Source organism: Dactylosporangium sp. CA-233914, assembly GCF_050942935.1.
GTDB lineage: Bacteria > Actinomycetota > Actinomycetes > Mycobacteriales > Micromonosporaceae > Dactylosporangium.
Genome location: NZ_CP192030.1, coordinates 385600 through 408733, shown reverse-complemented (window position 1 = coordinate 408733; position 23134 = coordinate 385600). Strand labels below are relative to the sequence as shown.

At 70.2% G+C, this 23134-nt stretch carries 22 protein-coding genes; 11 read left to right on the top strand and 11 right to left on the bottom strand.

The window, feature by feature from the left end:
- Positions 1–8 precede the first annotated feature (8 nt).
- Together ACQPY0_RS01875 and ACQPY0_RS01870 are read left to right on the top strand one after the other, a co-directional pair.
- Entirely contained in the window at positions 9–4043 is a 4035-nt protein-coding gene (locus ACQPY0_RS01875) for a TIGR02680 family protein (protein WP_432983636.1), read from the top strand.
- Positions 4018–5205, top strand: coding sequence for a TIGR02679 domain-containing protein (locus ACQPY0_RS01870; RefSeq protein WP_432983633.1), 1188 nt, complete (start codon positions 4018–4020; stop codon positions 5203–5205). Before ACQPY0_RS01875 ends, ACQPY0_RS01870 begins: the two co-directional genes overlap by 26 nt.
- A 29-nt stretch (positions 5206–5234) precedes the next feature.
- Here the strand turns inward: ACQPY0_RS01870 and ACQPY0_RS01865 are convergent, their stop codons facing one another.
- The 3 genes from ACQPY0_RS01865 to ACQPY0_RS01855 all read right to left on the bottom strand — a co-directional run bounded on the left by ACQPY0_RS01865 (position 5235) and on the right by ACQPY0_RS01855 (position 8306).
- Positions 5235–7055 (bottom strand): hypothetical protein, encoded by a 1821-nt coding sequence (locus ACQPY0_RS01865; protein WP_432983630.1) that lies wholly within the window; start codon positions 7053–7055, stop codon positions 5235–5237.
- A 441-nt stretch (positions 7056–7496) separates the two neighbouring features.
- On the bottom strand, positions 7497–7754 hold the full coding sequence (locus ACQPY0_RS01860) for a hypothetical protein (RefSeq protein ID WP_432983627.1): 258 nt from the start codon (positions 7752–7754) through the stop codon (positions 7497–7499).
- An 87-nt stretch (positions 7755–7841) separates the two neighbouring features.
- Positions 7842–8306, bottom strand: a complete 465-nt coding sequence (locus ACQPY0_RS01855) for a hypothetical protein (RefSeq protein ID WP_432983624.1) — start codon at positions 8304–8306, stop codon at positions 7842–7844.
- 222 nt (positions 8307–8528) lie between these two features.
- Here ACQPY0_RS01855 and ACQPY0_RS01850 point away from each other — a divergent pair, with 222 nt between their 5' ends.
- Both ACQPY0_RS01850 and ACQPY0_RS01845 read left to right on the top strand, forming a co-directional pair.
- The gene (locus ACQPY0_RS01850) at positions 8529–8666 is read left to right on the top strand and encodes a type II toxin-antitoxin system PemK/MazF family toxin (protein ID WP_432983621.1); all 138 of its coding nucleotides are present in this window, start codon (positions 8529–8531) and stop codon (positions 8664–8666) included.
- Between the two features lie 249 nt (positions 8667–8915).
- On the top strand, positions 8916–9197 hold the full coding sequence (locus tag ACQPY0_RS01845) for a hypothetical protein (protein WP_432983618.1): 282 nt from the start codon (positions 8916–8918) through the stop codon (positions 9195–9197).
- A 113-nt stretch (positions 9198–9310) separates the two neighbouring features.
- Here ACQPY0_RS01845 and ACQPY0_RS01840 read toward each other — a convergent pair whose 3' ends face one another.
- Both ACQPY0_RS01840 and ACQPY0_RS01835 read right to left on the bottom strand, forming a co-directional pair.
- Positions 9311–9550, bottom strand: a complete 240-nt coding sequence (locus ACQPY0_RS01840) for a hypothetical protein (RefSeq protein ID WP_432983615.1) — start codon at positions 9548–9550, stop codon at positions 9311–9313.
- A 115-nt stretch (positions 9551–9665) separates the two neighbouring features.
- Positions 9666–10310, bottom strand: a complete 645-nt coding sequence (locus tag ACQPY0_RS01835) for a DUF7711 family protein (RefSeq protein WP_432983612.1) — start codon at positions 10308–10310, stop codon at positions 9666–9668.
- A gap of 211 nt (positions 10311–10521) precedes the next feature.
- Here ACQPY0_RS01835 and ACQPY0_RS01830 point away from each other — a divergent pair, with 211 nt between their 5' ends.
- The gene (locus ACQPY0_RS01830) at positions 10522–10737 is read left to right on the top strand and encodes a ribbon-helix-helix domain-containing protein (protein WP_432983609.1); all 216 of its coding nucleotides are present in this window, start codon (positions 10522–10524) and stop codon (positions 10735–10737) included.
- Entirely contained in the window at positions 10734–11084 is a 351-nt protein-coding gene (locus ACQPY0_RS01825; protein ID WP_432983606.1) for a type II toxin-antitoxin system PemK/MazF family toxin, read from the top strand. Before ACQPY0_RS01830 ends, ACQPY0_RS01825 begins: the two co-directional genes overlap by 4 nt.
- 259 nt (positions 11085–11343) lie before the next feature.
- Here the strand turns inward: ACQPY0_RS01825 and ACQPY0_RS01820 are convergent, their stop codons facing one another.
- From ACQPY0_RS01820 to ACQPY0_RS01805, 4 genes are all read right to left on the bottom strand, one after another.
- Complete coding sequence (locus ACQPY0_RS01820; RefSeq protein ID WP_432983603.1) at positions 11344–11664, bottom strand: helix-turn-helix domain-containing protein; 321 nt, start codon at positions 11662–11664, stop codon at positions 11344–11346.
- Positions 11665–12114: 450 nt separating this feature from the next.
- Positions 12115–13500, bottom strand: a complete 1386-nt coding sequence (locus ACQPY0_RS01815; protein ID WP_432970674.1) for an IS1380 family transposase — start codon at positions 13498–13500, stop codon at positions 12115–12117.
- 149 nt (positions 13501–13649) lie between these two features.
- The gene (locus tag ACQPY0_RS01810; RefSeq protein WP_432983600.1) at positions 13650–15314 is read right to left on the bottom strand and encodes a hypothetical protein; all 1665 of its coding nucleotides are present in this window, start codon (positions 15312–15314) and stop codon (positions 13650–13652) included.
- Between the two features lie 405 nt (positions 15315–15719).
- The gene (locus ACQPY0_RS01805) at positions 15720–15863 is read right to left on the bottom strand and encodes a hypothetical protein (RefSeq protein WP_432983597.1); all 144 of its coding nucleotides are present in this window, start codon (positions 15861–15863) and stop codon (positions 15720–15722) included.
- 188 nt (positions 15864–16051) lie between these two features.
- Between ACQPY0_RS01805 and ACQPY0_RS01800 the strand changes: the two genes are divergently transcribed.
- From ACQPY0_RS01800 to ACQPY0_RS01790, 3 genes are all read left to right on the top strand, one after another.
- The gene (locus tag ACQPY0_RS01800) at positions 16052–16564 is read left to right on the top strand and encodes a hypothetical protein (RefSeq protein WP_432994918.1); all 513 of its coding nucleotides are present in this window, start codon (positions 16052–16054) and stop codon (positions 16562–16564) included.
- 255 nt (positions 16565–16819) lie between these two features.
- Entirely contained in the window at positions 16820–18814 is a 1995-nt protein-coding gene (locus ACQPY0_RS01795; protein WP_432994916.1) for a HelD family protein, read from the top strand.
- A 45-nt stretch (positions 18815–18859) separates the two neighbouring features.
- A complete protein-coding gene (locus tag ACQPY0_RS01790; protein ID WP_432983594.1) occupies positions 18860–19612 on the top strand; it encodes a VOC family protein in 753 nt (250 codons plus the stop codon).
- On the opposite strand, the gene ACQPY0_RS01785 is transcribed toward ACQPY0_RS01790, so the two are convergent.
- Together ACQPY0_RS01785 and ACQPY0_RS01780 are read right to left on the bottom strand one after the other, a co-directional pair.
- Positions 19590–20876 (bottom strand): M14 family metallopeptidase, encoded by a 1287-nt coding sequence (locus ACQPY0_RS01785; RefSeq protein WP_432983591.1) that lies wholly within the window; start codon positions 20874–20876, stop codon positions 19590–19592. The genes ACQPY0_RS01790 and ACQPY0_RS01785 overlap by 23 nt on opposite strands.
- Positions 20877–20923: 47 nt before the next feature.
- On the bottom strand, positions 20924–21205 hold the full coding sequence (locus tag ACQPY0_RS01780; protein ID WP_432983588.1) for a DUF4229 domain-containing protein: 282 nt from the start codon (positions 21203–21205) through the stop codon (positions 20924–20926).
- Positions 21206–21357: 152 nt separating this feature from the next.
- On the opposite strand from ACQPY0_RS01780, the gene ACQPY0_RS01775 reads away from it, so the two are divergent.
- Both ACQPY0_RS01775 and ACQPY0_RS01770 read left to right on the top strand, forming a co-directional pair.
- Positions 21358–22257: a hypothetical protein gene (locus tag ACQPY0_RS01775; protein ID WP_432983585.1), complete on the top strand. Its 900-nt coding sequence runs from the start codon at positions 21358–21360 to the stop codon at positions 22255–22257.
- Between the two features lie 85 nt (positions 22258–22342).
- The gene (locus ACQPY0_RS01770; protein ID WP_432983582.1) at positions 22343–23134 is read left to right on the top strand and encodes an SCO2525 family SAM-dependent methyltransferase; all 792 of its coding nucleotides are present in this window, start codon (positions 22343–22345) and stop codon (positions 23132–23134) included.

Here is a 23134-nt window from a genome sequence, read left to right as displayed (position 1 = left end):
AAGACGCGATGACCCGATTCACCCCGACCCGCGCTGGGATCATCAATCTGTGGGACTACCGCGACGAGGAGTTCGTCTTCGTCGACGGCTGGCTGGTGCTGCGCGGCCCGAACGGCTCCGGCAAGACCAAGGCCCTGGAGGTGCTGTTCCCGTTCGTGCTCGACGGGCGGATCGAGCCGCGCCGGCTCAACCCGTTCGCGGGCGAGGACCGCACGATGAAGTCGAACCTGCTCTACCGAGGGCAGGAGAGCGCTCACGGGTACGTCTGGATGGAGTTCGGTAACGGCTCCTCGTTCGTGACGATCGGCATCGGCCTACGCGCGCATCGGCACAACGATCGGGTCACGCGGTGGCACTTCGTCGCCGACGGCCGCGTCGGGGTGGATCTGTCGCTGCTGGACGCCGAGGACCGGCCGGTGCCCCGCAAGGACCTCGTCGAGCAGTTGGGCGCTGACGCGGTACGCGACTCGGCCGAGGAGTATCGCCAGCTGGTCGACGCCAGGCTGTTCGGCCTCGGCTCGGCCCGCTACGAGCAACTGCTCGACCTGGTGCTGACGCTGCGCAAGCCGCAGCTGGCGAAGGACCTCAACCCGATGGAGCTGTCCCGCACCCTCCAGCGGGGCCTGCGACCCGTCGAGGACCACCTGCTCACCGAGGCCGCTCGGTCGTTCGACGACATGGAGGCGGTGGCGCGCACCCTGGAGGGCCTGGTCGCGGCGGACACGGCCACGTCGGCGTTCCTCGGCGTGTACGCCACGTACTTGCGCACCCATGCCCGCGCCGCCGCCGACGCGCTGACCGCCCGGCGGGCCGACGCCGAACGGCGCGGCGAGGATCTGGCCGTGGCTTCCTCGGCCGCGGCGGCTGCCGAGGAAGCGACGCGGACCGCGCACCAGACACTTCAGGAGGCCGAGCCCGAGCCCGGCCGGTTGCGGGCACACCTCGACCGGTTGAAGAGCTCCGCCGCGTACCGGTCCCACGAGCAGCTCGCCGACCTCGAACGGCACGTGCTCGACCTCGACGGCGCGGCCCGTGATGCCCAGGCCGCGGTGCGCGCCGAGGAGAACACCGAGCAGCGCCGGCGCGGCGAACGGGAACAGGCCGCGGTCGCCGCCCGCGATGCCCAGGCGCAGGTGAGCCGGCTCGCCGGCGAGGTCGCCGGCGACGCTCAGCTGGCCGGCATCGACTGGGGCGACGGCGCCGCCGACGTCGACGGACTGCCGGCCCGGCTCGCGGCCCGGTCAACCGCCCGCCGTGACGACCTGCGCGCCGTGCGGGAGCACGTCGACCGGCTGGCCCAGGCCGACCGCGACCACGAGCGGGCCGCTGAGGCCGACCGAGCCGCCCGGGCAGCGTTGGACGACGCCGGGATCGCCGAGTCCCGGGCCGCCGGCGCGCTGGAGACCGCACACACCGAGCTGGTGGGCGAACTGCGCGCATGGGCTGCGCAGCGGGCCGCGCTGCTGACGAAGCTGACCGTGCCGGACCTGGTGGAGGCGCTCATCGACGCCGTCGACCAGGTGCCACTCAGAGATGTCTACGCCGACGCCGTGGCGGCGGCGCTCGCCGCCCGCCGGGACACCCTGGCCGCGCTGGCCGTGGAGCGCGCCACGGTCGAGTCCGAGCACGCCGAACTCACCGCCGAGCGTGAGCGGATCGCCGCCGAGCATGACGATGCTCCGCCGTCGTCCGCGACCCGCCCGGCCGGCCGCGACGGGCGCCCCGGCGCGCCGCTGTGGCAGCTGGTCCGCTTCGCCGACCACGTGTCCGAGGCCGACGCGGCCGGCATCGAGGCGGCGCTGCACGCGGCCGGGCTCCTCGACGCCTGGCTGTACCCGTCCGCCGCCGACACCGCCGGCGCGCTCAGCGCCGGCGTCGAGGACGCGTACCTCAACGCCGGGCCACCGGTCGACGGCGCCAGCCTGGCCGACGTGCTCGTCCCGGAGGCCCAGGAGCATGTGGCGTCCGAACAGATCGCCGCGATCCTGGCCTCGATCACGCTCGGCGACCTGTCCACCCGTTCGGGTGTCGACACCGCCGGGCGGTGGGCCCAGGCGCACGGCGCCGGCCGGCTGACCAAGGAACGGTGCGAGTACATCGGGGCCACCGCACGTGGCGCACGCCGCGCCGCACGGCTCGCCGACTGCGACCGGCGGCTGCGCCTTCTCGAAACCGACCTGACCCGGCTCGACGAGGCGCGCGCCGCGCTGCTCGCGGTCATCGACGAGGCCGACCGCGCCGGCAAAGCCCTGCCGACTCTCGACCGGCTGCGGGCGGCCCGGCGCACTCACGACCAGGCGGCGGCCGCGCTTGCGGTCCGCCGGGAAGCGGCCGTGGAGGCGGCCGGACGGCTGGATGCCGCTGTCGCCGTCCGGGCGGCCGCGGGAGCCGCGCTGCAACGGGTGGTCGCCGAGCGTTCGCTGCCCGTTGCGCAACTCGACGCCGTCGCCGACGCCGTCGCCCGGTTCGAACGCGCCGGGCTGCGCCTGGAGAACGCCTACCAGGCCGCGGCCACCGCCGCCGACCGGTCCGCCGAGGCCGGCGACCGCCACCTGGAGGCCGTCGAACGCCTGGACGCCGCGCGGACTGCGGCCACCGGCGCCGCCCGCCGGCACCTGGAAAAGGACGAGGAGCTGCGAACCCTGCGTGACGCCATCGGCGCCGAGGCGAAGCAGATCCTGGCGGAGGTCGCCAAGGCCGGCGAGGACATCGCCGCCGCCGAGGCGAAGCTGGTCGCGGCCCGCGACGCCTACACCGACGCCGTCCAGCAGCGGTCCGCGACGCAGGCCAGGGTCGAACTCGGCCGGCAGGCCGTCGCGACCGCGCTGCGCGAGGCCCAGCAGGAAGCGCTGCGCCTACGGCCGTATGCGCGGCCCGACCTTCTCGGGTTGATCCGCTGCCCGGCCGACCTGCTGTGGCCGGCCGTCGATGCCGCCGATCATGAACTCGACCCGGCCGTCGTCGCCCTGCACGACGCGGTGCTCGCCGCCACCCGCGAACTGACCCCGACCGAGTCCTCGCTCAAGCAGAGCGCCACCCGCCTCACCACGGCGCTCGCCGAGCTCCAGGCGCAGCTGCCGGCCGCCGGCCTCGACCACCGGCCGGAGTGGGACACCGACGACGGTGTCATCGTCGTACGGGTCGCCGACGAGCAGGGCCTCAGTCCGGTCGCGCGCTTCGCCGAGCGGATCGCGGCCGATCGTCGCGACCAGGAGCAACTGCTCACCGACGCCGAACAGCGCGTCTTCGAGGACGCACTGCTGGGGCAGCTCGCGGGGCAGATCCACCGGCGCACGATCGAGGCGCGCGACCTCGTCACCGCGATGGACACCCAGATGCGGGCCAGACGCATGTCCTCCGGCCTCACCGTCGGCGTGGGCTGGCGGCTCTCCGACGATCTCGACGTCGAACAGCGCGAGATCTGCAAGCTCCTGGAGCGCGACCCGGCCCGGCTCGGCCCGGCCCAGCTTTCCGCGATGCGCCGGCACTTCGCCGGGCGGATCAAGCTCGCCCGGTCCGCCGCCCCGGAGAAGCCCTACCGGGAACTGCTGGCCGACGTCCTCGACTACCGGCAGTGGAGGGAGTTCGCGTTCACACTGCATCGGCCGGGCGGTACCGCGGAGCCGCTGACCCGCGCACGGCACAGCCAGCTCTCCGGGGGCGAGCAGTCGGTTTCGCTGCACCTGCCGCTGTTCGCCGCCGCGAACGCCCTGTTCGGCTCGGCCCGGCCCGACGCGCCCCGCCTGCTCGGCCTCGACGAAGCGTTCGCCGGCGTCGACGACAACGGTCGCGGCGAGTTGATGTCGCTGGCCAAGCAGTTCGACCTGGACCTGTTCATGACCGGCTATGACCTGTGGGCCACCCATCCGGCCGTGACCGGTGCCGCCCACTACGACCTGTCGCACTCCGCGGTTCACCACACGGTCTCGGCCGTGCTGCTCGTGTGGGACGGCGCGATGAACATCGCCGACTTCGATGGCACCCTCGCGCGTGCCTCGGGCTCACCGGAGACCCGCCATGCACCCGCACTCACCACCGACTGACCTGCTGACCGCGCCGGGCTGGCAACGTCTGCTCGCCGCGGCGCGCCGGAGCCTCGAGCGCACGGGCGGCAGCCTCGAGGGCACGGTTTCCGTGGCCGCACCGACCGACGACGAACGGCTGGTGGTCATCGGCATCACCGGGATTTATCGGCCAGCCGGCGTCGCCCGGCTGACGGTACGCCTGGCGGACCTCGATGCGCACTTGCGGGCCACCCACGCAAACCCGCTCGCCGCCGTCCTCGGCCCGCTGCGCGACCGGCCGGGCGAGCGCAAGCACGCGGAGGTCAAACGTGATGCCCTGCTGTCGGCCGCGGCCGACAGTCGCCACGCCTCGTCGCCCTGGTACGAGCAGTGGTTGGAAGCCATGCGCCGCGACGGCACCCTGACCCGGATCGTCCGCAGCGGTATCGACTTCCCGGCGATCGTCACGGTGCTCGACGCCCTGCCGGCCGACGAGGAGCCGATGCCGGCATTCGCGGAGCGGCTCCTCGGCGATACCAAGGCGCTCGCCGACGGACCGGTACGCGGACTGATCCTGCGCGCACTGGCGGTCTGGCACCAGGTGCCGATGCCCGCCGGCGCCGAGGAGGAGCGGGCCCTGTGGGACCTCGCCGGCGTGGTGCCGGACGATCTCGCCAGTCAGGTACTGGTGCTCAACGTCCCGGCCGACGGCGGCCTGCTCGGCTCGTGGCTGACCGACGCGGCCGCCGCTGGGGTCCCGGTGCGCGTCACCCTTCATCAGCTACGGCTGGCCCCCATCACCATCAACTGCGCAGAGCTGTTCGTCTGTGAGAATCCGGCGGTACTGCGGGCCGCGGTCGCCCACACGTCGCGCCCGCTCATCTGCACCGAGGGCGTGCCGTCAACCGCCGTTCACGCGCTGCTGCGAGCGGCCGGGCCGGACACAGTGATCCGGTGGCGCAACGACCTCGACTGGACAGGCGTACGGCTCACCGCTGCCGCGCTCGCCCGTTACCCGACGGCCGTATCGTGGCGGATGGACGCCGCAACCTACGGGGCCCACGCCGCGACGGGCGTGCCACTGCTCGGCCCGCCGGCCGCAACCCCATGGGAGCCGGCGCTCGCCCTCAGGATGGCCGAAACCGGGCGCGCTGTCATGGAGGAGCGACTCCTCCCGCTGCTGCTGCACGACCTGTCCTGACCTCAGCGCGGCCAACCGCAGTCGTTGCCTCAGCGGGTCGTCATCCAGGCGCGCAGGTTGCCGACGAGCAGGACGCATGCTGCGAGGATCAGCACGGCAGCCGCTCCGGCCCGCCAGTTACGGACGACGACCTCGATGGCGCCCAGGACGGCGAACACGGCGGCGCCGGCCACGGCCGCTGTTGCCGCGAACCGCACCAGCCGGCCGCGGGCGGCCGCCTCGATCGCGAGCATGAGAGCCATCAGGCCGGCGAACGACCAGAGAACTCCGATGGGTGGGCTGATCACGACCAGCGCGACCCCGGCCAGCAGAACCGATACCGATGCTGCCGACCATATCGCCAGAAACCGCCGGCGTGGGGCGTCGGCGGCGAGCGGAAGAGCGCGGCGGCGCAGATGGGCGTGTGGAGCGTCGATGGGCGGCTGGGTTCTCGCGCGGGCGATCGCATCGAGTTCCTCGCGCAGCGCGGTCTGCTCGGTGTGCAGCCGCGCGATGGTCTCCCGGCCGTTGCCGGTCTTGTCGCAGCGCTGGGTCTTGTCCGCACCGGCACCGCTCGCGTAGGCCGACCTGGCCCGATCGCTGGCACGCGACTCCCGCAGCGTCTGCCGGTGGATGTCGATCTCGGCGGCAATCTCGGCAAGGCGTCGTTCCAGCCGTCGAGCACGGCCCTCCCGCAACGCGGCACCGTGCTCGACGGTCGGGTACTCCGCGTCGAGGCCGGCCCACGCCACCGGGTTCGCCCAGCCCGGCCGGACCGTGCCAGCGCGCTCGTACCGGGGCCCGGCCGGTGCCCGCTCGCCGCCGAAGTGGTCCCGCGTGTCCAGCCCCCACAACCCTCGGTAGTCGCGGATCCAGGGAGTGTCGTCGTCAACCAACACCGGATGCCAGGCCCGGCGCTCGCCCACACCGATGCCCGGGCCATCGCCGCGGTGGTAGTCGATGAACGGGATACCGGCGGGCGTCTCCGGCATGTCCCTGGCCCAGGGCAGCAGAGCCCGGGCCACCCGCCGCCACGCGGCCGCAAGGCGGTTCGGCCACTCCAGGGCGACGGTCGTCACGTATTCACCGGGTAGGTAGGCACCGGCGTGCGATCCGGCCCCCGCGTACACCACCGGATGCGTGCCGACGAACTCGATGTCCGGATCGTCCCAGCGTCTGCGCAGGTCGTCGCCGACCTCGTCATGGGCCGAGAACGCCACCCAGGCCGGGCGCAACGAGCCGCTGAGTGTCTCACCGAGGAAGATCGTCACCTGTTCCCAGTCGGCCTCGTGGTCGTTGACCCCGCTGAACGTCGAGCGCCAATCGTTCATCGGGTAGAAGTACCAGTACTGCAGGGCGACGTAGCCGCCGTCCCGGAACACTCTCGCGTAGTAGGGATGATCGTTCGCCGGCATGCGCGTGACGTACAGTCGATGCGCCGCCGCCCGGGTGCCGCCGGGGACCGTCCCCCGCAGGAGAAGCGACAAGCGGAGCCCGGCATCGACGAGCCGCGCGAACAGCCCGACGGCGGCGAAGCGGCTGCTCGGCCGGAACGACGGCTGCGCTTCCTCGCGGCGCCACCGCCGATACTCGGCACCATGCATCGGGTGGTCGACTAGGCGCAGGTACAGGCCGTCCCCGGCGAACCGCTCCCCCTCCGCGGCCAGCCGCTCCAGCGTCAGCTCACCGGGCCGGGCCAGGCATTCGTCGCGCCGTTCACCCGGGCGCCGACGCCAAAGACCGGCCTGGCCGACGTACGCGCCAACGGCGGTCGGCAGGAACAGTTCCCCGGCCGTGTAGCGAATCACCGGCTCGTACGCGCGCAGAAGGGCAAGATCACCCTCGGCCGGCACCGCGTCATCCACGCCCATGAATCGAGGTCCCCTCCCCGCGGTGGTCTCGGGGCACCCCGCTACCCACGACCAGAAGGTTCATCCGTCCGGGATCGGCCGCTTGCGGGCCGCAGTGAGGTAGGCACCGCGAGCACCGGCCAGATCCCGCTCAACGAAATCGAACGACCCCGCGTCGGACCCATGCGCGACATCGTCGCCACAGGACACGCTCGAACACGCCGAACCGGACGGCGCACTTCCTATGCGCGGAATCCAGCGCCGGCGAGCCTCTTGATCAAAGTCGGCCCGCGGCGAGACCGGTCACCGACGTCGGGCCGCTTGCAGGGCCGAGAGCAGCGGCATCGCCCGACCTACCGGAACCGGCGTCGCCACCGCACCGGCGTCGACGAGCGCGGCGCAGCGCTCGGCCAGCTCGCAGGCCGCCTGCGAGTGCTCACGGCGCCCCGATACGGATGAGCGTCAACGCCGCCGGCTGTCGGTCTGTTTCGGATGGCCCGTGCCGGCCCGGGTGATCCACAGTGTCCGGGCGTCGTCGTCGATGGCATACCAGATCCGGCCGCCGCCAGTGACCTCGTACTGCCACTGCTCCAGCGCCGAACCGCCGACCTTCACGACGCCAAGGGCACCTTTCAGCGGATGCTGCCGTTGGTCGATGCGGCGCGGGTCGCTGATCACTGCCACCCACGCCCGATCGAGGTTCTCCACGGCCACGGTCAACAGCCGCTGCCATCCCTGGTATGCCTGCCGGTCAGCGGGCACGCACCAGCCACGGCTGCGGGCGAGGTATCTCCTCACCGCGCCCACTCACGCCGCCTCCGGCACCGGCCGGTCGATGATAGGACCGTCACCGTCGAACGGCCCCTGCAACTCTCGAGCGAGACGGGGGTCGGACCACGCCTCGGCGGTCGAACGCCACGACACCAGATTCCTCGCGAACGGCATCAGCAGACCGGTGTCGGCACCCGCGACAAGATCGGCCAGCAACTCCTCCACACAGGCGACTCGCTCCGCAGGTGGTAGCCACGTCAACCAGGGGAGCTCCTCGGCCAGCAACTCCTCGGCCAATGCACGGTCCCGCCGCGCCAGCGTCGCGAACGAGCGCGCGGCGATCCGCAGCCCGGTCGCAGTTGCCTCAAATCGCTCGGCCCGCATGAGGACGAGATTCTCCTCGTCGCGACGCTCCAGGACCACGTCAGCGTCGGCCAGCGCGGGGAGCACCCGTGAGGGCCCGCGCAGGAACGCGCTGTACTGAAATGTCTGCACTGCCATACGACCACTATATCTGCACTAGTTCAGATCATCGACGGTCGCCGGGGAAACCTCGACGAATCCGACAGGTGGACCAGTCACGCCTTGATCGTCGGCTCGACGGTGCTCGACTGGCGCGCACCCCTGTCGCGCCGGTTCTACCCGGCCAGCGCCACCGACCCGCAGGACGTGGACATACGCCGGTAGCAGCGCACAAGCCGCCCGATCCCGCCCGCGATCGGCTTGACCTTCGAGTCAAAGGCCCAAGCCGAACAGGTCCGCTCGATCGACGTCACGCGCGTCGGCCGGCAACTCGGCACACTTCCACCGGCTTTGACGCGTCAACTGAACGAGGCACTCCGGTTACACCTGGACCTTTAGCGGGCGACCAAGTCTGGCTCGTCGCTTCCGGATGGCCGCGAGGGCGGCGCCACCGCCGACTTCTACGCCGCGCCGGCCGCCGACCCGAAGGCTGCCCATGGACACACCCGTACGTGCCGAACTGGACAAATCCATCTGCGCGCAGGGAGCACCCGGGACCGGCGACCCCAACCCCGCGATCCGACACACATTTGCACGACGCCTCGTCCGAGGTACCTGAGGTACCTTAGGTACCCAAGGAGGTGCACCATGCCCACGTCCAGCACGCCACGGCGGCAGGCCCCGCTCAAGGTCGATCCAGCAGTAGACGAACTGATCTCCAGCGGTGCGAACTTCCTAGGCATTACCAAGAAGGATCTGGTCGCCGAGGCGGTCCAGTTCTATCTGGACGCCCGGAGAGAGGAGATGCGGGAGCGCATGCACAGCCTGATGCGCCAACTCGACGGCACCCGCGCCGCCCGGGTCGCTCTGCTGGCCCACCTGAGCCGCGAAGAACTCAACGAGGTCGGCGGAGTTGACGAGAAGGACTGAACGAAGACTCATGCAACACGCCAGACCGACAATGCGCTGCCTACGCTCAAGATCGCCATTCTCTCGACGGACGTACCCCTGGACGAGATCGATCATCCGCTGCTCGCCGAAACTCACGAACAGTTCACCGACCCACGACCCCGCACGAGCGCATTGCCGCGGTCGACGACGAGGTGCTGTTCAAGGTGAAGGTCCAGCGTTGGCGCGGTGCGGTCTGGACCGACGATTCGAATGCTGACGTGCGCGTCTGGCTGGTCGCCGCCGGACGGCAGCAGGACGGCGCGACCACCGACTTCTACGCCGCGCTGGCAGCCGGCGCGAAAGCCGCCCGATCCCGCCACAACGCTGCCCACGCCCGACCTGTCATCTCAGACACGTACACGGCGCCCTTGCTACCCAACGACGCTGACCGAGCACGGTACCGCGCCGAGTCGGCAGCCCGGTTCGAGCGAACACTCGCCACCGCCGTCAGAGATCTGTCCCCCCGGGAGTGGCGTCCCGACGCTGTTGCAACGCGTCCGTTCGGCTACGTGTGGTGTCGCGGCCGCGCTGTGTCTCACCCAGCAGGTCCAGGTAGCCGTGTACCGCGTCCCACAGGTGGTTCTCCGGGTAGATTCCCAATCCACGGTGGGCCGAGCGCCAATCGCGTTCCCAGAAGCCTCCTTCGACCCGGCGCAGGTGGGCAAGACTCGCAGCCAGTTCGGCCGTCAACTGCTCATACCACTCAGCCTCGGTCGGGGCCGGCATGCGCAGGTCTTCTGCCTCACCACGGTCGAGCGCGTCCAACGCGGCGGTGTCCGGCCCGTCGTCGAGCGACCAGACGCGCAGCGGACGACGAATGACATGGTTGGCGACCGGCCACACCGAAGGGCGCCAATACCACTCCACCGGAGCCTTGTCGATCTCCAGCAGACTCGGCAAGCCGACGCATGACTGCGGCTGCGCACACCACGTCAACTCATCGGCGGGCCTGTCCAGCACGAATGCCATCTGCACTACGGGCACATCGGTGCCCGGCTCGAGGACGGCTCCAAAGGCATACACGCCGACCAGGAGCGGGTTGCCACGCGAGAACTCGCTGAACCGCTGACAGCCTTCCACGACCGTTCGCACCCGGCGTACCGCAGTCTGATAACGCACACGGCCATCCTGCCGGGCGATGGCACACCGGTCCCGCCATCGCCCGTCGAGTACAGCAACTATTCGGTAAAACGGACGCTCGGCAGCGAGCCGAGTCGCGCGGGTGTCACCTTGTCACCCGGTTCGCCGTTACCTGGTACGCCGACGGTAGCAACCGCGGTAGGAAGACGGTAAGATCGTCAGTATGAAGGTCAGCGTGAGCCTCCCCGAGGACGACATCGACTTCGTGGATCACTACGCCCGCGACCGTGGCACGACTCGGTCGGCCGTCATGCACGAAGCCGTCCAGATGCTTCGGCGCCGCGACCTTGCCATGGATTACGCGGCAGCCAACGACGAATGGGTAACCAGCGGCGAGGCCGACGTCTGGGACGCCGTTACGGGTGACGGACTGCGGTGAGGCGGGGGGACGTATTCCTCGCCGACCTCAATCCGGTGATCGGATCAGAGACCGACAAACGCCGGCCCGTGATCGTCGTCAGCAATGACGCGGCCAACCGCAGTGCCGTCTCGCGAGGACGTGGTGTCGTCACGATCGTTCCAGTCACCAGCAACACGGCGCATGTGTACCCCTTCCAGGTACGACTGCCGGCAGATCCCGCGATCGGCTTGACCGTCGAGTCAAAGGCCCAAGCCGAACAGGTCCGCTCGATCGACGTCACGCGCGTCGGCCGGCAACTCGGCACACTTCCACCGGCTTTGACGCGTCAACTCAACGAGGCACTCCGGCTGCACCTGGACCTTTAGCGCAAGAGTCTCCCCGACCCGGGCCCAGGCCAGCGGCGCCGCGGCTTGGTGAACTCACCAGCTATCGAGGAGCAGGGCACCAGTTAGATCCTCCTCGACGAAATCGAACGACCCCGCGTCGGACCCTGGCACGACATCGCCGCCACCATCCAACCCGAACAGGACACACTCGTACGCGCCGAACTGGACGAAGTGCTGAGAGCACCCGGGACCGGCAACCCCGACCCCGGATTGTGACCCACTACCGCCGGCCTCCGGGTCAGGCGACCTTGAGCTGCTCGTCGCCGAAGTCGGCGATCAGTTTGAGCGTGCCTCCGAGCGCCTCGATGTATCGCGCGAGCACCTCCTGCGTGGAGACGCTGCCGGCCTCGATCTGCGACACCCGGGCCACCGAGATTCCCATCCGGGATGCGACCTGCTCCTGCGTCATTTCACGCCGTTTCCGCAACTCGGCCAGCCGCCGACCCCGAGCCTCATCGAGCATCGCGCCGACCGTGGTGTCGAACGCTTCGGGGCCGCCTGCGGTATCGACCGCGCGTGCCAGGTGATCGGTATCCCGCCACCGCTTAACGCCGCTCATCCCCGATCTCCTTCTCTCGTTCCTTCAAGTATGTGGCGTAGAGCTGCTCTGCTTCCGGTATGGCCTCTCGATACCACCGGTTCCACTGACCGGACTTGGCGGCCGCGGTGAGGTAGGCACCGCAGCGGACGTCCCCACGCGCCGGGTGCACAACCCCCGGATACGACACGCCCGAGTGGCTCGTCTGAGACGGGAGTGCCACCGCTCTGCTTGGAGCGGTGGCACCTGTTGGTGTGTGGGGTCCGGGCTCGGTGACCCGGGCCCCGCACCTCGGTGATGGGGTGTTGGAGGAGGGTCAGACCCGGATCCGTGGATAGCGGCGGCGTGATTGACGCATATCACTGATGGGCGATGGGTGATGCGGTGTTTCTGCCGGTGGGTATGGTTGTGGCCCGGTGGCGCCGGGTTCGCTGGTCTCGGTGGGGTGTTCGGGCCGGTCGGGCCTGGTGGTCAGGTCCAGATCGGTAGTCGGCGCAGTCGGGGCAGAACTTCGGCGAGGCGTTGTTGGTCTGGGGGTAGTCGCAGGGTGAGCTGCCCGGCGTGGCGGACCAGCCGGGCCGGGACTGTCAGCAGCCGATGCCGCAGGGTGCCCAGATGGGCCCGGCCGCGTCCGTCACCGCCGTCCAGACCGGCCAGTTCCTGCAGCCAGGCGGACAGGTTCACGGCCAGCAGCGCACCCCACATCCACACCGTGTTCGCTGCCCGGCTGGCTGAGGGCAGGTGCCGCAGCGCGGCGCCGTGCTTGGCGTCGCGGATGCGGTCTTCGATGTCGGTGCGCATCCGGTGCCACGCCTCGACCGCGACCGCCCTGGCTGGGGTGGACACGTCCAGGTTGGTGGCGATGAACGAGTACGCGTACACGTGGCCGACGAGGCCGTCCAGAGCCAGGGCGAGTTGGTCCTTGGGGATGGTGCGCCGGCGACGGGCCCGTGGATCGGTCGAGACGTCGGCGGCGCGGACCTTGACCCGCCGCACCACGCACGTGGTGCCCGGTGGCCACCCGGCCGGCGCGTAGTCGCAGACGGCAACCTGGGCACCCTTCATCCGCTTTGCCGTGTGCCACGCCGTGTCCGGGACCGCGGCGGCGGCCCGCCAGACCGCCGGGTTGCGGGTCACCCCCAGGGAGAAGTCGCAACCAGCCGCCACTGCGGCGGCCGCGATGTCCTTGGCGAAGTAGCCCACATCGCCGCGCACCTTCGGCCGCACGCTGACCCCGGCCACGCGCAGGGTGGCCACGCTGCGTTCGATCAGCGATCCCGCCCCCGGGCGCGGGTCCTCGTCCCCTGCGAGCAGGTCCGCCGCGGTGACCAGGCCGGCCTCCGCCCACGTGGCCACGTGCGGACGCCCGGCCCGGGCACCCTTGTAGCTGTAGGCGATCCCTTCCTTCTTGGCCCCGTAGCACTCCACATCGGTGCCGTCCAGGTCGATGGTGGCCCCACCCGTACGCAGCACCGCGCGCCGTCTGGCCGGCAGCAGTCCCACCACCCGGCCCACGATCTCCCCGATGCCTTCCTCTACCCCGGCCACCTGGGCCGGGCCGAACCGGTCAGCAAGCTGCACCGCGGTGGTCGAGGCCGGTGTGGCCACCGCCGACAGCGCCTCCCCGGCCGGATCGGCACGGCGGCGGTCCAGCCCGGTCCAGAACTGCGCACCGCACATCTGCGCCTGCGCCACCGCGACCAGGAATTGCCCCGCGGACAGGCCCCGGTCCCGCTGCTTGATCGCACCGACTGCGTCGTCCAACGCGGCGGTCACGCCCAACCGGCCGACCAACTCGGCCACCGCGACCACACCCGACACCGGCGTCAACGACGCGTCCGGTGCACCGACACGCACCCGACCTGCCAAACCAGGTATCCTCTGCACCGAACGGGTGTCCTTCTCACAGCGACGGATTGGTCCCTAGACAAGTCCAATCATCCCTGCTGACAAGGCATCCGTTCATCTATGCCACGCCGTGTTGTATCCCTATCCACGGATCCGGGTCAGAGGAGGATGCGGGCCAGGAGCACGGTGTCCTGGCCGTCGCGGGCCGTGGTCAGGCCCATGGACTTGATCGGGGCCATGTCGGCGGAGCCGGGCACGTAGATCGCGGCCGTCGGGTTCTGGAGGGCGCCCTGCATCGTCTGCTTGAAGAGCGGGGTGGAGGAGAGGGAGGTCTGGGCGCCGGCGTACTTGGCGGTGCGCAGGACCAGGTGGTCGCCCTGGACGGTGCAGGTGGCCTTGGCGGTGTTCACCACAGCGTCCAGGTCGTTCTTGAGCTGAGTGGCGGCGGCCGCGGTGGGGAGCTGGAGGTCCAGCTGGACCGGGAGGCCGTGGATGTCGGTGTCGGGGCCGGCGACGGTCAGGGTGAGGGACTTGGTGGTGGGGAGGGCCTTGGCCAGGGACTCGCCGCCCTTGAGTGCGGCGGGGTCGCCCATGGAGCCCGCAAGGAGGTCGGTGAAGAGCTCGGGGTGCTCGTTGAGGTACTTCTCGACGGCCTCGTCGTCGTTCGGGTCGATATTCGGCGGAAGCTTGAACGGGGGCTCGTCGGAGGCGGTCGGCTCGGCGGCGCCCATGAGGGCCTCGGGGAACAGGAACGCGGTGAGGGTCATGCCCTCGACGCCGAACGCGGACAGGTCGCCGGAGAGGCTGTCCACCGCGGCGGCCACCCGCGCGTCGGAAGGGAGCGCGCCGAGGTTGGCGATGAGGTCGGCGCCGTTGCCCGTACCGGTGAAGGGGATGTTCTTGGTGTTGATGAACCGGGCGCGCAGTTCGAGCGCGTCGTCGGTGGCCTGCAGGCCGGCGATCAGGGTGCCGGACATCTCGGGCATGGGTGCGGCGCCTGCGGTGTCCGTGAGCTCGCTCGGCCTGCCGAACGGTGCGCCCGGACCGCCGAGGGACTCGGCGAAGACCAGGTCGGAGACGGTGGACTCCAGGGCGGCGGCGCGGCTCAGGTCGGCCCAGGCGAGGCCGGGCTGGTCGGCGGGGAGCTTGGCGAGGGCGGCTGTGAAGGTCGCGTCGGCCGACAGGTGCGGGGCCCTTGCGGCGGCGTCGGCGGCCTGCTGGGAGTCCTTCTTCGCGAAGGCGAGCAGCGCGTAGCCGTCGAGCATGGCGAAGCCGAAGTGGTCCGATCCTTGCTTCTGCTGTACGGCGGCGAGGCTCTTCTTCGCCTTCTCCGAGTCCTTCGCGGCGACCGCGGCGAGCACCGTGGGCTTGCCGGCAGCGTCCGGCCAGACGGCGATGCCGATCCGGTCGTCGAACCAGGCAGCGACGTCATCGTAGGAGATCGGAGCCTGGAGGTCGCCGAACGCCTGGCGCTTGGTCTCGTCGACCGACTTCGGGCCGCTGCCGCCCGTGCGGCGCAGCAGGGCGTCGAACTTGACCCGCTGCCCGATGCCGGGCGCCAGGTCCAGGCGGGCGAACGCGGCGACCGAGGCCGGCATTACCGCCTCGGGGAGGGTGCCGACCGGGCCGTTCCAGTAGCGGACGACGGCGAACGCGCCGCCGGCCACGAGCACCGCGGTGGCGACGCCGGCGGCGGCCAGGATCGTGCCGAGGCGGCGGCGGGGCTTGAGCGGGGCCGGTGCGACGCCGCCCTGGAGCGGGGTTCCGTCCGCGAGCATCACCTCGGCGGACGCGGGGACGCCGGCGAGCAGGGTCGCATCCACCGGCGCCGGACCGTCGCCAAACGCCGGACCGTCGCCGGCCGCTGGAGCTTCGCCGGCCGCTGGAGCTTCGCCGGCCGCTGGAGCTTCGCTGGACGCGGGAGCTTCGCCGGACGCGGGAGCTTCGCCGGACGCGGGAGCTTCGCCGGACGCGGGAGCTTCGCCGGACACTAGACCGAAGGCGGACGCCGGACCGGACGCAGGAGCTGGGGCACCTCCGGGCGACAGGTCGGCGCCAGGAAGGGCCGGGTAGCCGCCCGGCGTCGGGGCCGCGGCGGCCGACGAGGCAGGAGGACCCTCAGAAAATTCGGAACCGGGCATGGACATGCGGCATTGCCTCCCCCGTGGAATGTGATCGGCATCGTAGCGAGGAACCTCCATGTCCGAGGTCCCCCGAACAGTCACGTGTCAGCCGATGACGAGCCGAGCCGACATCACCGTGTCGGCGCCGTCGGGCGTCGCGCTCAGCCCGAACGCCTTGAGCGGGATCCCGAACGCCTCGCCGCCGACGTGGAAGAGCGCGGCCGTCGCCTGCGGGTCGGCGCCGGTCATGGGCCAGCAGGGACCGGCCGGAAGTCGTCAGAGATCGATCAATCGGGGACGTGAACCTGGCGGAAACGCGCTACTGTGCAGGCCGCGCGCCCCGCGATTGGTGACGTGCTCGGACCGGGAAGGCAAACGTGGACACCCCTACCCTGCAGCAGCAGCAAACCTTGCACCTCAAGCAACGCATCACGCTCATGGTCAACCAGTACGAGGTGTTCACCTCGGACGGCAGCGGCAACCCCGATGCCCTCGTAGCCTTCGCCCAGCAGAAGCGGATGGCCCTCAAGGAGCAGGTCACCCTCTACACGGACAGGACAAAGTCGCAGGTCGTGGCCGGATTCAAGGCCCGCCAGGTGATCGATCTCGGCGCCACCTACGACGTCATCGACTCGTCAGGCTCGGCGATCGGCAACTTCCGTAAGGACTTCGCCAAGTCGCTGCTTCAGTCGACGTGGCACCTTGAGCAGCCCTCGGTTGGTGTCATCACCGGCAAGGAGCGCAGCCTGGCCGTGGCGCTGCTGCGCCGCTTCGCACTGAAGTTCCTGCCCTACCACTTTGACTTCGTCCGCAACGGCGCCGTGGCCTTCTCTGTGAACAAGAAGTTCGCGCTCCGGGACCGCTATGTGGTCACCATCAACGACCCGCAGCTCGACCGTCGCCTCGTCATTGCCATGGCAGTCGCGTTGGACGCGCTGCAGGCTCGCTGATCTGGCACCTACGCGGAACTCGATGCGGATCGCCTCTGGTCGGGCGGCGATCCGCCATGAGTGGGACCTGCGCGCAATGATCATGCTCATGATGGCCTGGCGAACCTCAGGTAATTCGGTGGCGGTACCGTCGAGATGTACTTAGGCTCATTGACCGCTTGACGGCCGCGGTGAGGTAGGCACCGCAGCGGACGTCCCACGCGCCGGGCGCATTCCCCGGATACGCGAGCGAGCCGACCGAAACCTCCGTGAGGAATCACCGTGCCCGCACTCGAAACCGAGCTCGCCACCGAGCGAGCCCACCTCGTCGCGTCGCGGCAGGCGCTCAAACGCATGCGCGAGCGGGCCGAAGATCTCTTCGCCACCGGGGATCAGGTGGCTGGGGATCCGTTCGCGGCCGAGACCCTCGGGCGTGCGCTTGCCCGACGGATCGCCGATCTGGCCGACAATCCCGACACGCCGTTGTTTTTCGGGCGGCTTGACATTGACGAGCACCGGTACCACGTCGGGCGGCGGCATGTCACTGACGCGGCCGGGGAGCCGATGGTGCTGGACTGGCGTGCGCCCTTGTCGCGCCGGTTCTACCAGGCCAGCGCGGCCGACCCGCAGGACGTGGACGTGCGCCGGCGGTTCGGGTTCGTCAAGGGTGAGCTCACCAGCTTCGAGGACGAGCACCTCAGCCGGGGCGAGCAGCAGGGCACCAGCCAGATCCTCCTCGACGAGATCGAGCGGCCCCGCGTCGGGCCCATGCGCGACATCGTCGCCACCATCCAGCCCGAACAGGACGCACTCGTGCGCGCCGAGCTGGACGAGTCCATCTGCGTGCAGGGAGCACCCGGGACCGGGAAGACCGCGGTCGGGCTGCACCGGGCCGCGTACCTGCTATACCTGCACCGCGAGCGCCTGCGCCGCGCCGGTGTGCTCATCGTCGGGCCGAACTCGGCGTTTCTGCAGTACATCGCCAGCGTCCTGCCCACCCTCGGGGAGCTGGAGGTCCGGCAGTCCACGATCGAGGGGCTGCTGGGCACGCCCGTGCGCGGCACCGATCCGCCGGCCGCCGCCGAGGTGAAGAACCAGGACAAGATGGCAGTCGTACTGCGACGACGCCTGCTCGCCAAGATCAAGCGGCCCGACGAGCCGCTCACGGTGTCGGACGGCTCCTACCGGTGGCGCATCTCCGTCGAGGCGCTGCGCCGGATCGTGGACGACGTCCGGCGGGAGGCGCCGCCCTACGCGATCGGGCGCGAGCGGGTGCGGGCGCGGATCGTCTCGCTACTCATGCGGCAGTCGGAGGCGCGGCGGGGCGACTCGCCGAGCGAGGGCTGGCAGCGGCGGATGGGCAAGGCCGCGCCGGTGACGGAGGTCCTGGACGGCGTCTGGCCGGCGGTCGCGCCCGAGCAGCTGGTCTTCGAGGTGCTCACGGACCCGGACGACGAATTGCTGGACGAGGACGAGCGCGCCGCGCTGCGGTGGGCCAAGCCGCCCAAGACGGCGAAGTCGGCGAAGTGGAGCCCGGCCGACGCGGTACTCATCGACGAGGCCGCGGGGCTGATCGACCGGGTGCCGTCGTTCGGGCACGTGGTCGTCGACGAGGCGCAGGACCTCTCGCCGATGCAGGCCCGCGTCATCGCGCGGCGCAGCGAGCACGGGTCGATCACGCTGCTCGGGGACCTGGCCCAGGGCACCGCGCCGTGGGCCGCGCGGGACTGGCGGGTGCTGCTCGGGCACCTCGGCAAGCCCGAGGCGCGCGTGGTGCCGCTGACCACCGGGTTCCGGGTGCCCGCGGCCGTGGTCGCGCTCGCGAACCGGCTGCTGCCCGCGCTCGGGGTGGACGTGCCCGAGGCGCGGTCGCTGCGGACGGACGGTGCGCTTTCAGTGGGTACCGTCGCGGAATCCGCAGTTGACGAGGCCGTCGTGAACGCCACCCGGGCGGCGCTCGGCCACGCCGGCTCGGTCGGGGTCATCGCCGCCGACGCGGCCGTCGACGGGCTCGCGGAGGCCCTGCGGGCGGCCGGCGTGGAGCTCGCGGACCCAACCGACACAGACAGTGAGGCCAGGGTTACGGTACTGCCCGCGAGTCTGGCCAAGGGCCTGGAGTACGACCACGTGATCGTGGTCGAGCCGGCCGACATCGTGACGGCCGAGCCACGCGGGCTCAACCGGCTGTTCGTCGTGCTGACCCGTGCCGTTTCCCGCCTCGACGTCCTGCATTCACGACCGCTGCCGGCCGCGCTGGAGGGGCTGTCCTGAGCCCCGGATCGGATGTCACTATCTGCGCTGAGGAGGTACGTGCACATGCGAGTTCGGGGTTACGCGCCCGGCACGCCGTGCTGGGCCGAGCTGGTCAGCCCGGACCCGGCGGCGGCCAGCGAGTTCTACGCGGGGCTGTTCGGGTGGGCCCGCAACAACGACGGGCACTTCACGCTCGGCGGGCGGGCCGCGGCCGGCCTGCGGCAGGGGCGGCCCGGCGGCACCGCGGCCTGGCTGATCTCGATCTCCACCGACGACCCGGCCGGCACCGCGGCGACGGTCGAGCGGGCCGGCGGGGCGGTGCGCGTGCCGCCCGCGAGCGTGCGCGATCTCGGCACCGCCGCCACCTTCGCGGACTCCGGCGGCGCGCTGTTCGGCACCTGGCTGCGCAGCCGGTTCGTCGGCGCCCAGGTCTCGTTCGAGCCGGGGGCGATCTGCTGGTACGAGCTGGCCGCCCGCGACCTGGAGCGCACCGGCGCCTTCTACAAGGAAGTCTTCGGCTGGCACACCGTCGAGGCGAACAGCGAGGGCCAGCCGTACTACGAGCTGCACCACCACAACGACACCGTCGGCGGCCTGGTCCCGATCGACCACCGCTTCCCGGCGGGCGTCCGCGACCACTGGACGGTCTGCTTCATGGTCGAGGACTGCGTCGCGGCGTGCGAACGGGCCACCGAGCTCGGCGGCTCGGTGGCCCGTGGTCCCCAACCGGCCTCGGCCGGCCTCTACGCGCGCCTGGCCGATCCGACCGGCGCGCACTTCGCCGTCATCGAGCTCACCGAGGACTGGATGCTGTAGCGCAGTACTGCTCCTGCTTGCCGATGGCCCGGAACGCGCAGTCGGCGTACTCGGCCAGCATCAGGCTCGCGTCCTTGTTGCGCGCGGTCTGCGCGGCGATGACGCCGGCCGGCGGGTAGAAGCCGCCCTTGGCGGGCGAGTTCGGGTACATCTCGAAGGTGAAGGCCCACACGCCCTGGGCGGCCCAGAGCCAGTCGATGATCGAGCCGTCGGTGATGTACAGGCTGCTGGACTGCTCCGGGGTGTAGCCGTTGCTCCGGGCGAACAACCCGCCGAGCGCGGCGAACGCCTTCTGCTGGTCCGCCCCGAGCCCCGGCGCCGTGGTCATCGTCGTGTATCCGTACGGCCAGAGCACCAGCTCGGAGTACGTGTGGAAATCGATCGCGGCCTTGATCTGCTGCACGCCGCCGATCCGCCGGCTGAGCACGAAGTCGCGCAGCCGGCGGGTCTCGGGTGCGGAGAACGCCGCCGGCCCGTGGTAGGTCTCCGACGACACGACCGGCGAGGAGCCGTCGCAGCAGGCGAACTTGTAGCCCCAGTTCCGGTTGAGGTCGACGCCCTTGTACCCGGCGTTGGTGGGCTGCCGGTTCTTGCGCCAGTTGTGGTAGTAGCCGCCCGCGATGTCGTACTCGCCGCCGTCGGGGTTCATGTCCGGCACGATCCAGATCTCGCGCGTGTTGACGAGCCTGGTGATGCGCGGGTCCTTGCCGTACCCCTCCGTGAACATCCGCACCAGGTAGAGCGCCATCTCGACGGTGAGGTGCTCGCGCGCGTGCTGGTGCGCGTCGTACAGGATCTCGGGCTCGTCCTCGTCCTTCGCCACGTTGTCCGAGATCTTGATGAGCGGCATGTCCCGGCCCTCGTACGACTTGCCGAGGCTGAGCTTGCGCATGATCTGCGGATACGCCTTGGCCGCCTGGTCGAGCTCGGCCTGCATCTCGGCGTAGTCGTGGTATGCGGAGTCCGCGGCCGGGAAGCTCTCGGTCCGCGTGCGGGTGACCCGGTAGCCGAGCCGCTCGATCCGCGCCGCCTCGTCCGGCGTGGCCGTGACGGCCACCGTGCCGTCGCCGACGCTGTCGATGCTGGCACCGGTACTGCCGATGCGGTCACGGTCCGCGGCACCGTGGACGCCCCCGACAACGTACGATGCCGATTTTTGCTGATATTTCGAACTTGTCGGACTCGCCGCTGCCGGGTTGACCGCGAAGAGCGTCACCACCCCGACCACCGCGAGCGCCACCATCGGCACGACCCTGCGACCCATCAAACCCCCTTGGAGTGCCCAAGCGCCATCCAAGGTGTAAATGGGTTTCAGTCCGATTTGGTGGCGCTTTCACCCCCATCATCATCCCCGTTGAGGGCGGCACGCAGGCGTTCACGCTTTTCCGCCCGCCGCTCCGCCATCCCGACAGCCTGGACGGACGCCTCCTCGCGCAGCCCCTTGAGCAGGAAGAAGGCGAGAGCGGCGGAGACGATCACGGCGATCATGAGCTTGAGCGGCACGCTGACGTCGACGGGCACGACGAGGGCGGCGAGCGCCACGAGCCCGAACAGCCCGAGCCGGGCGAGCGAGTACTTCAAGAACGGTGACATGGTGACCTCAGCGTAGCCCCGCCCGGAACCCATCCCCCGACTGAGGTGACGTTCCGAACGTTCGGTCACCTTTCCAACACCCATGAAGCTCTATGTCATACCTCCGGCGTCCGGAAGCATGTAAGGCTTGCCGACTGCTGGAGGCCGGGCACATGGGCAGCAACGTCCTGCGGAAGTTCCTGATCACCCTGGCCTCGGGCGGCCTCGGCTACCTGCTCACCACGTTCGCCAAACAGCCGGTGATCTGGTCCCTGACGATGTCCATCTTCATCGGCGGCGTCTCGCTGGTCGTGCAGTTCCTCGTGGAGGTCGACACCCGCGTCAGCGAGATGGACCGGCGCTTCTACATGATCAACGAGGCGACCGAGCTCTTCGGCCGGGTGGAGGCCGGCGGCCTGCGCACCGAGACGGCGATCGACCTGGTGAAGACGGCGGCGCAGGTCGCCCGGCTGGGCAGCCCCCTGCTGACCCGCTTCGCGGACGATCTGCTGCTCCGCCAGTCCGACGTCCTGCGCCAGCTCGTCCACCAGGGGATAGCCGACTACCCCGGCGACGACCTGGACTGGATGCTGATGCTGACCGCACGCACCAGCACGAGCATCAAGGCGACCACGATGGTTGGCCGGCTGTCGGTGGACGACAAATTCTGGGACAGCCAGCTCGCCGAGACGTACCTTCAGCTGCAGCGCGCGGCCATCCAGCGGCGCGAGGTGAGCGTCCGGCGGCTGTTCATCGTCGGCCCGCACTGGCGGGACGACGATCGGCTTCGCACGATCGTTGGCCGCAACGCCGCCGCGCGCATCGAGGTCCGCATCCTGGATCGGCGCCCGACCAGCGGACTACTCGAGTTCATCGTGTTCGACGACCACGTCTGCCAGGAGTTTCCGCAGCAGCAGGCCGTCAGCGGCGAACCCACCCTGTCGCCGACCACCCAGCTGCGGCTACGCCCCGAGGCCGTGCGCCGCCGGATCGAAGAGTTCGACGACTGGTGGCAGGATGCCCACGAGGTCGACCAGGAGTGGCTCACGCCGATCATTCGATCAACCGAATGATCGGCACCCTTCACTACAATGGGCGATACCCTCGGCCGACGATCGGGTCGGGCCTCGACGCCGATCTGAAGGAGCACTCAACCCCATGTCGATGTCGCCCCCGACACAGGCCCATGGGAACTCGACGATCGAGCCTCCCTGCCTCGGACAAGCCAACGACGAGTTCGCCTGGGACGATTTCGACCCCATCCAGTACATCGACGACAACTACCTGCATCCCTTCGAGGACGACCTCGTCATCCTGCAGAAGGTCCGGGACTTCTTCGTCGAGGTCGGGCCGGCCGGCGGCCGGGGCATCGACGTCGGGGCGGGCGCCAATCTGTATCCGACGCTGGCGATGCTGCCATTCTGCGACGAGATCGAGCTGCACGAGTGGAGCCGATCCAACCGCCAATGGCTGCGCACACAGGTGGAGCGCTACTCCGAGGTCTGGGATCCGTACTGGCACCTGCTGGCACCGCAAGAACCGATCTACAACGACATCTCGCCCAGGGAAACGGTTGCCCGGATGACACGGGTGCGCGTCGGCAACGTCTTCCAGCTGCCTCGCCGGCAATGGGACATCGGCGTGATGTTCTACGTCGCCGAGTCGATCTCCATGCAGGAGCGTGAGTTCAACGCCGCAATCGAGCGGTTCACCGGAGCGCTCCGTCCGGGTGCGCCGTTCGCCGCCGCCTTCATGAAGGAATCGCGGGGATACATGAATGGCCACAACCGATTTCCCGCCGTGCCCGTGACCGAGGCGGACGTCCGTCACGCGCTGGAACGGCACGTTGATGACGTGCACGTCGAAACGATATTCTCGGGCCAGCTCCTCCGCAGTGACTACAAAGGCATGATCCTCGCGCTCGGGCGAGCGGGCCGAGCCAAGCGCTGA

Coding starts and splice junctions, on each gene's coding strand:
- ACQPY0_RS01870 (WP_432983633.1), top strand. CDS start 4,018: ATGCACCCGCACTCACCACCGACTGACCTGCTGACCGCGCCGGGCTGG.
- ACQPY0_RS01800 (WP_432994918.1), top strand. CDS start 16,052: ATGGTCAACCAGTACGAGGTGTTCACCTCGGACGGCAGCGGCAACCCC.
- ACQPY0_RS01805 (WP_432983597.1), bottom strand. CDS start 15,863: ATGACCGGCGCCGACCCGCAGGCGACGGCCGCGCTCTTCCACGTCGGC.
- ACQPY0_RS01775 (WP_432983585.1), top strand. CDS start 21,358: ATGGGCAGCAACGTCCTGCGGAAGTTCCTGATCACCCTGGCCTCGGGC.
- ACQPY0_RS01785 (WP_432983591.1), bottom strand. CDS start 20,876: ATGGGTCGCAGGGTCGTGCCGATGGTGGCGCTCGCGGTGGTCGGGGTG.
- ACQPY0_RS01875 (WP_432983636.1), top strand. CDS start 9: ATGACCCGATTCACCCCGACCCGCGCTGGGATCATCAATCTGTGGGAC.
- ACQPY0_RS01855 (WP_432983624.1), bottom strand. CDS start 8,306: ATGGCAGTGCAGACATTTCAGTACAGCGCGTTCCTGCGCGGGCCCTCA.
- ACQPY0_RS01830 (WP_432983609.1), top strand. CDS start 10,522: ATGAAGGTCAGCGTGAGCCTCCCCGAGGACGACATCGACTTCGTGGAT.
- ACQPY0_RS01820 (WP_432983603.1), bottom strand. CDS start 11,664: ATGAGCGGCGTTAAGCGGTGGCGGGATACCGATCACCTGGCACGCGCG.
- ACQPY0_RS01790 (WP_432983594.1), top strand. CDS start 18,860: ATGCGAGTTCGGGGTTACGCGCCCGGCACGCCGTGCTGGGCCGAGCTG.
- ACQPY0_RS01770 (WP_432983582.1), top strand. CDS start 22,343: ATGTCGATGTCGCCCCCGACACAGGCCCATGGGAACTCGACGATCGAG.
- ACQPY0_RS01780 (WP_432983588.1), bottom strand. CDS start 21,205: ATGTCACCGTTCTTGAAGTACTCGCTCGCCCGGCTCGGGCTGTTCGGG.
- ACQPY0_RS01865 (WP_432983630.1), bottom strand. CDS start 7,055: ATGGGCGTGGATGACGCGGTGCCGGCCGAGGGTGATCTTGCCCTTCTG.
- ACQPY0_RS01845 (WP_432983618.1), top strand. CDS start 8,916: ATGCCCACGTCCAGCACGCCACGGCGGCAGGCCCCGCTCAAGGTCGAT.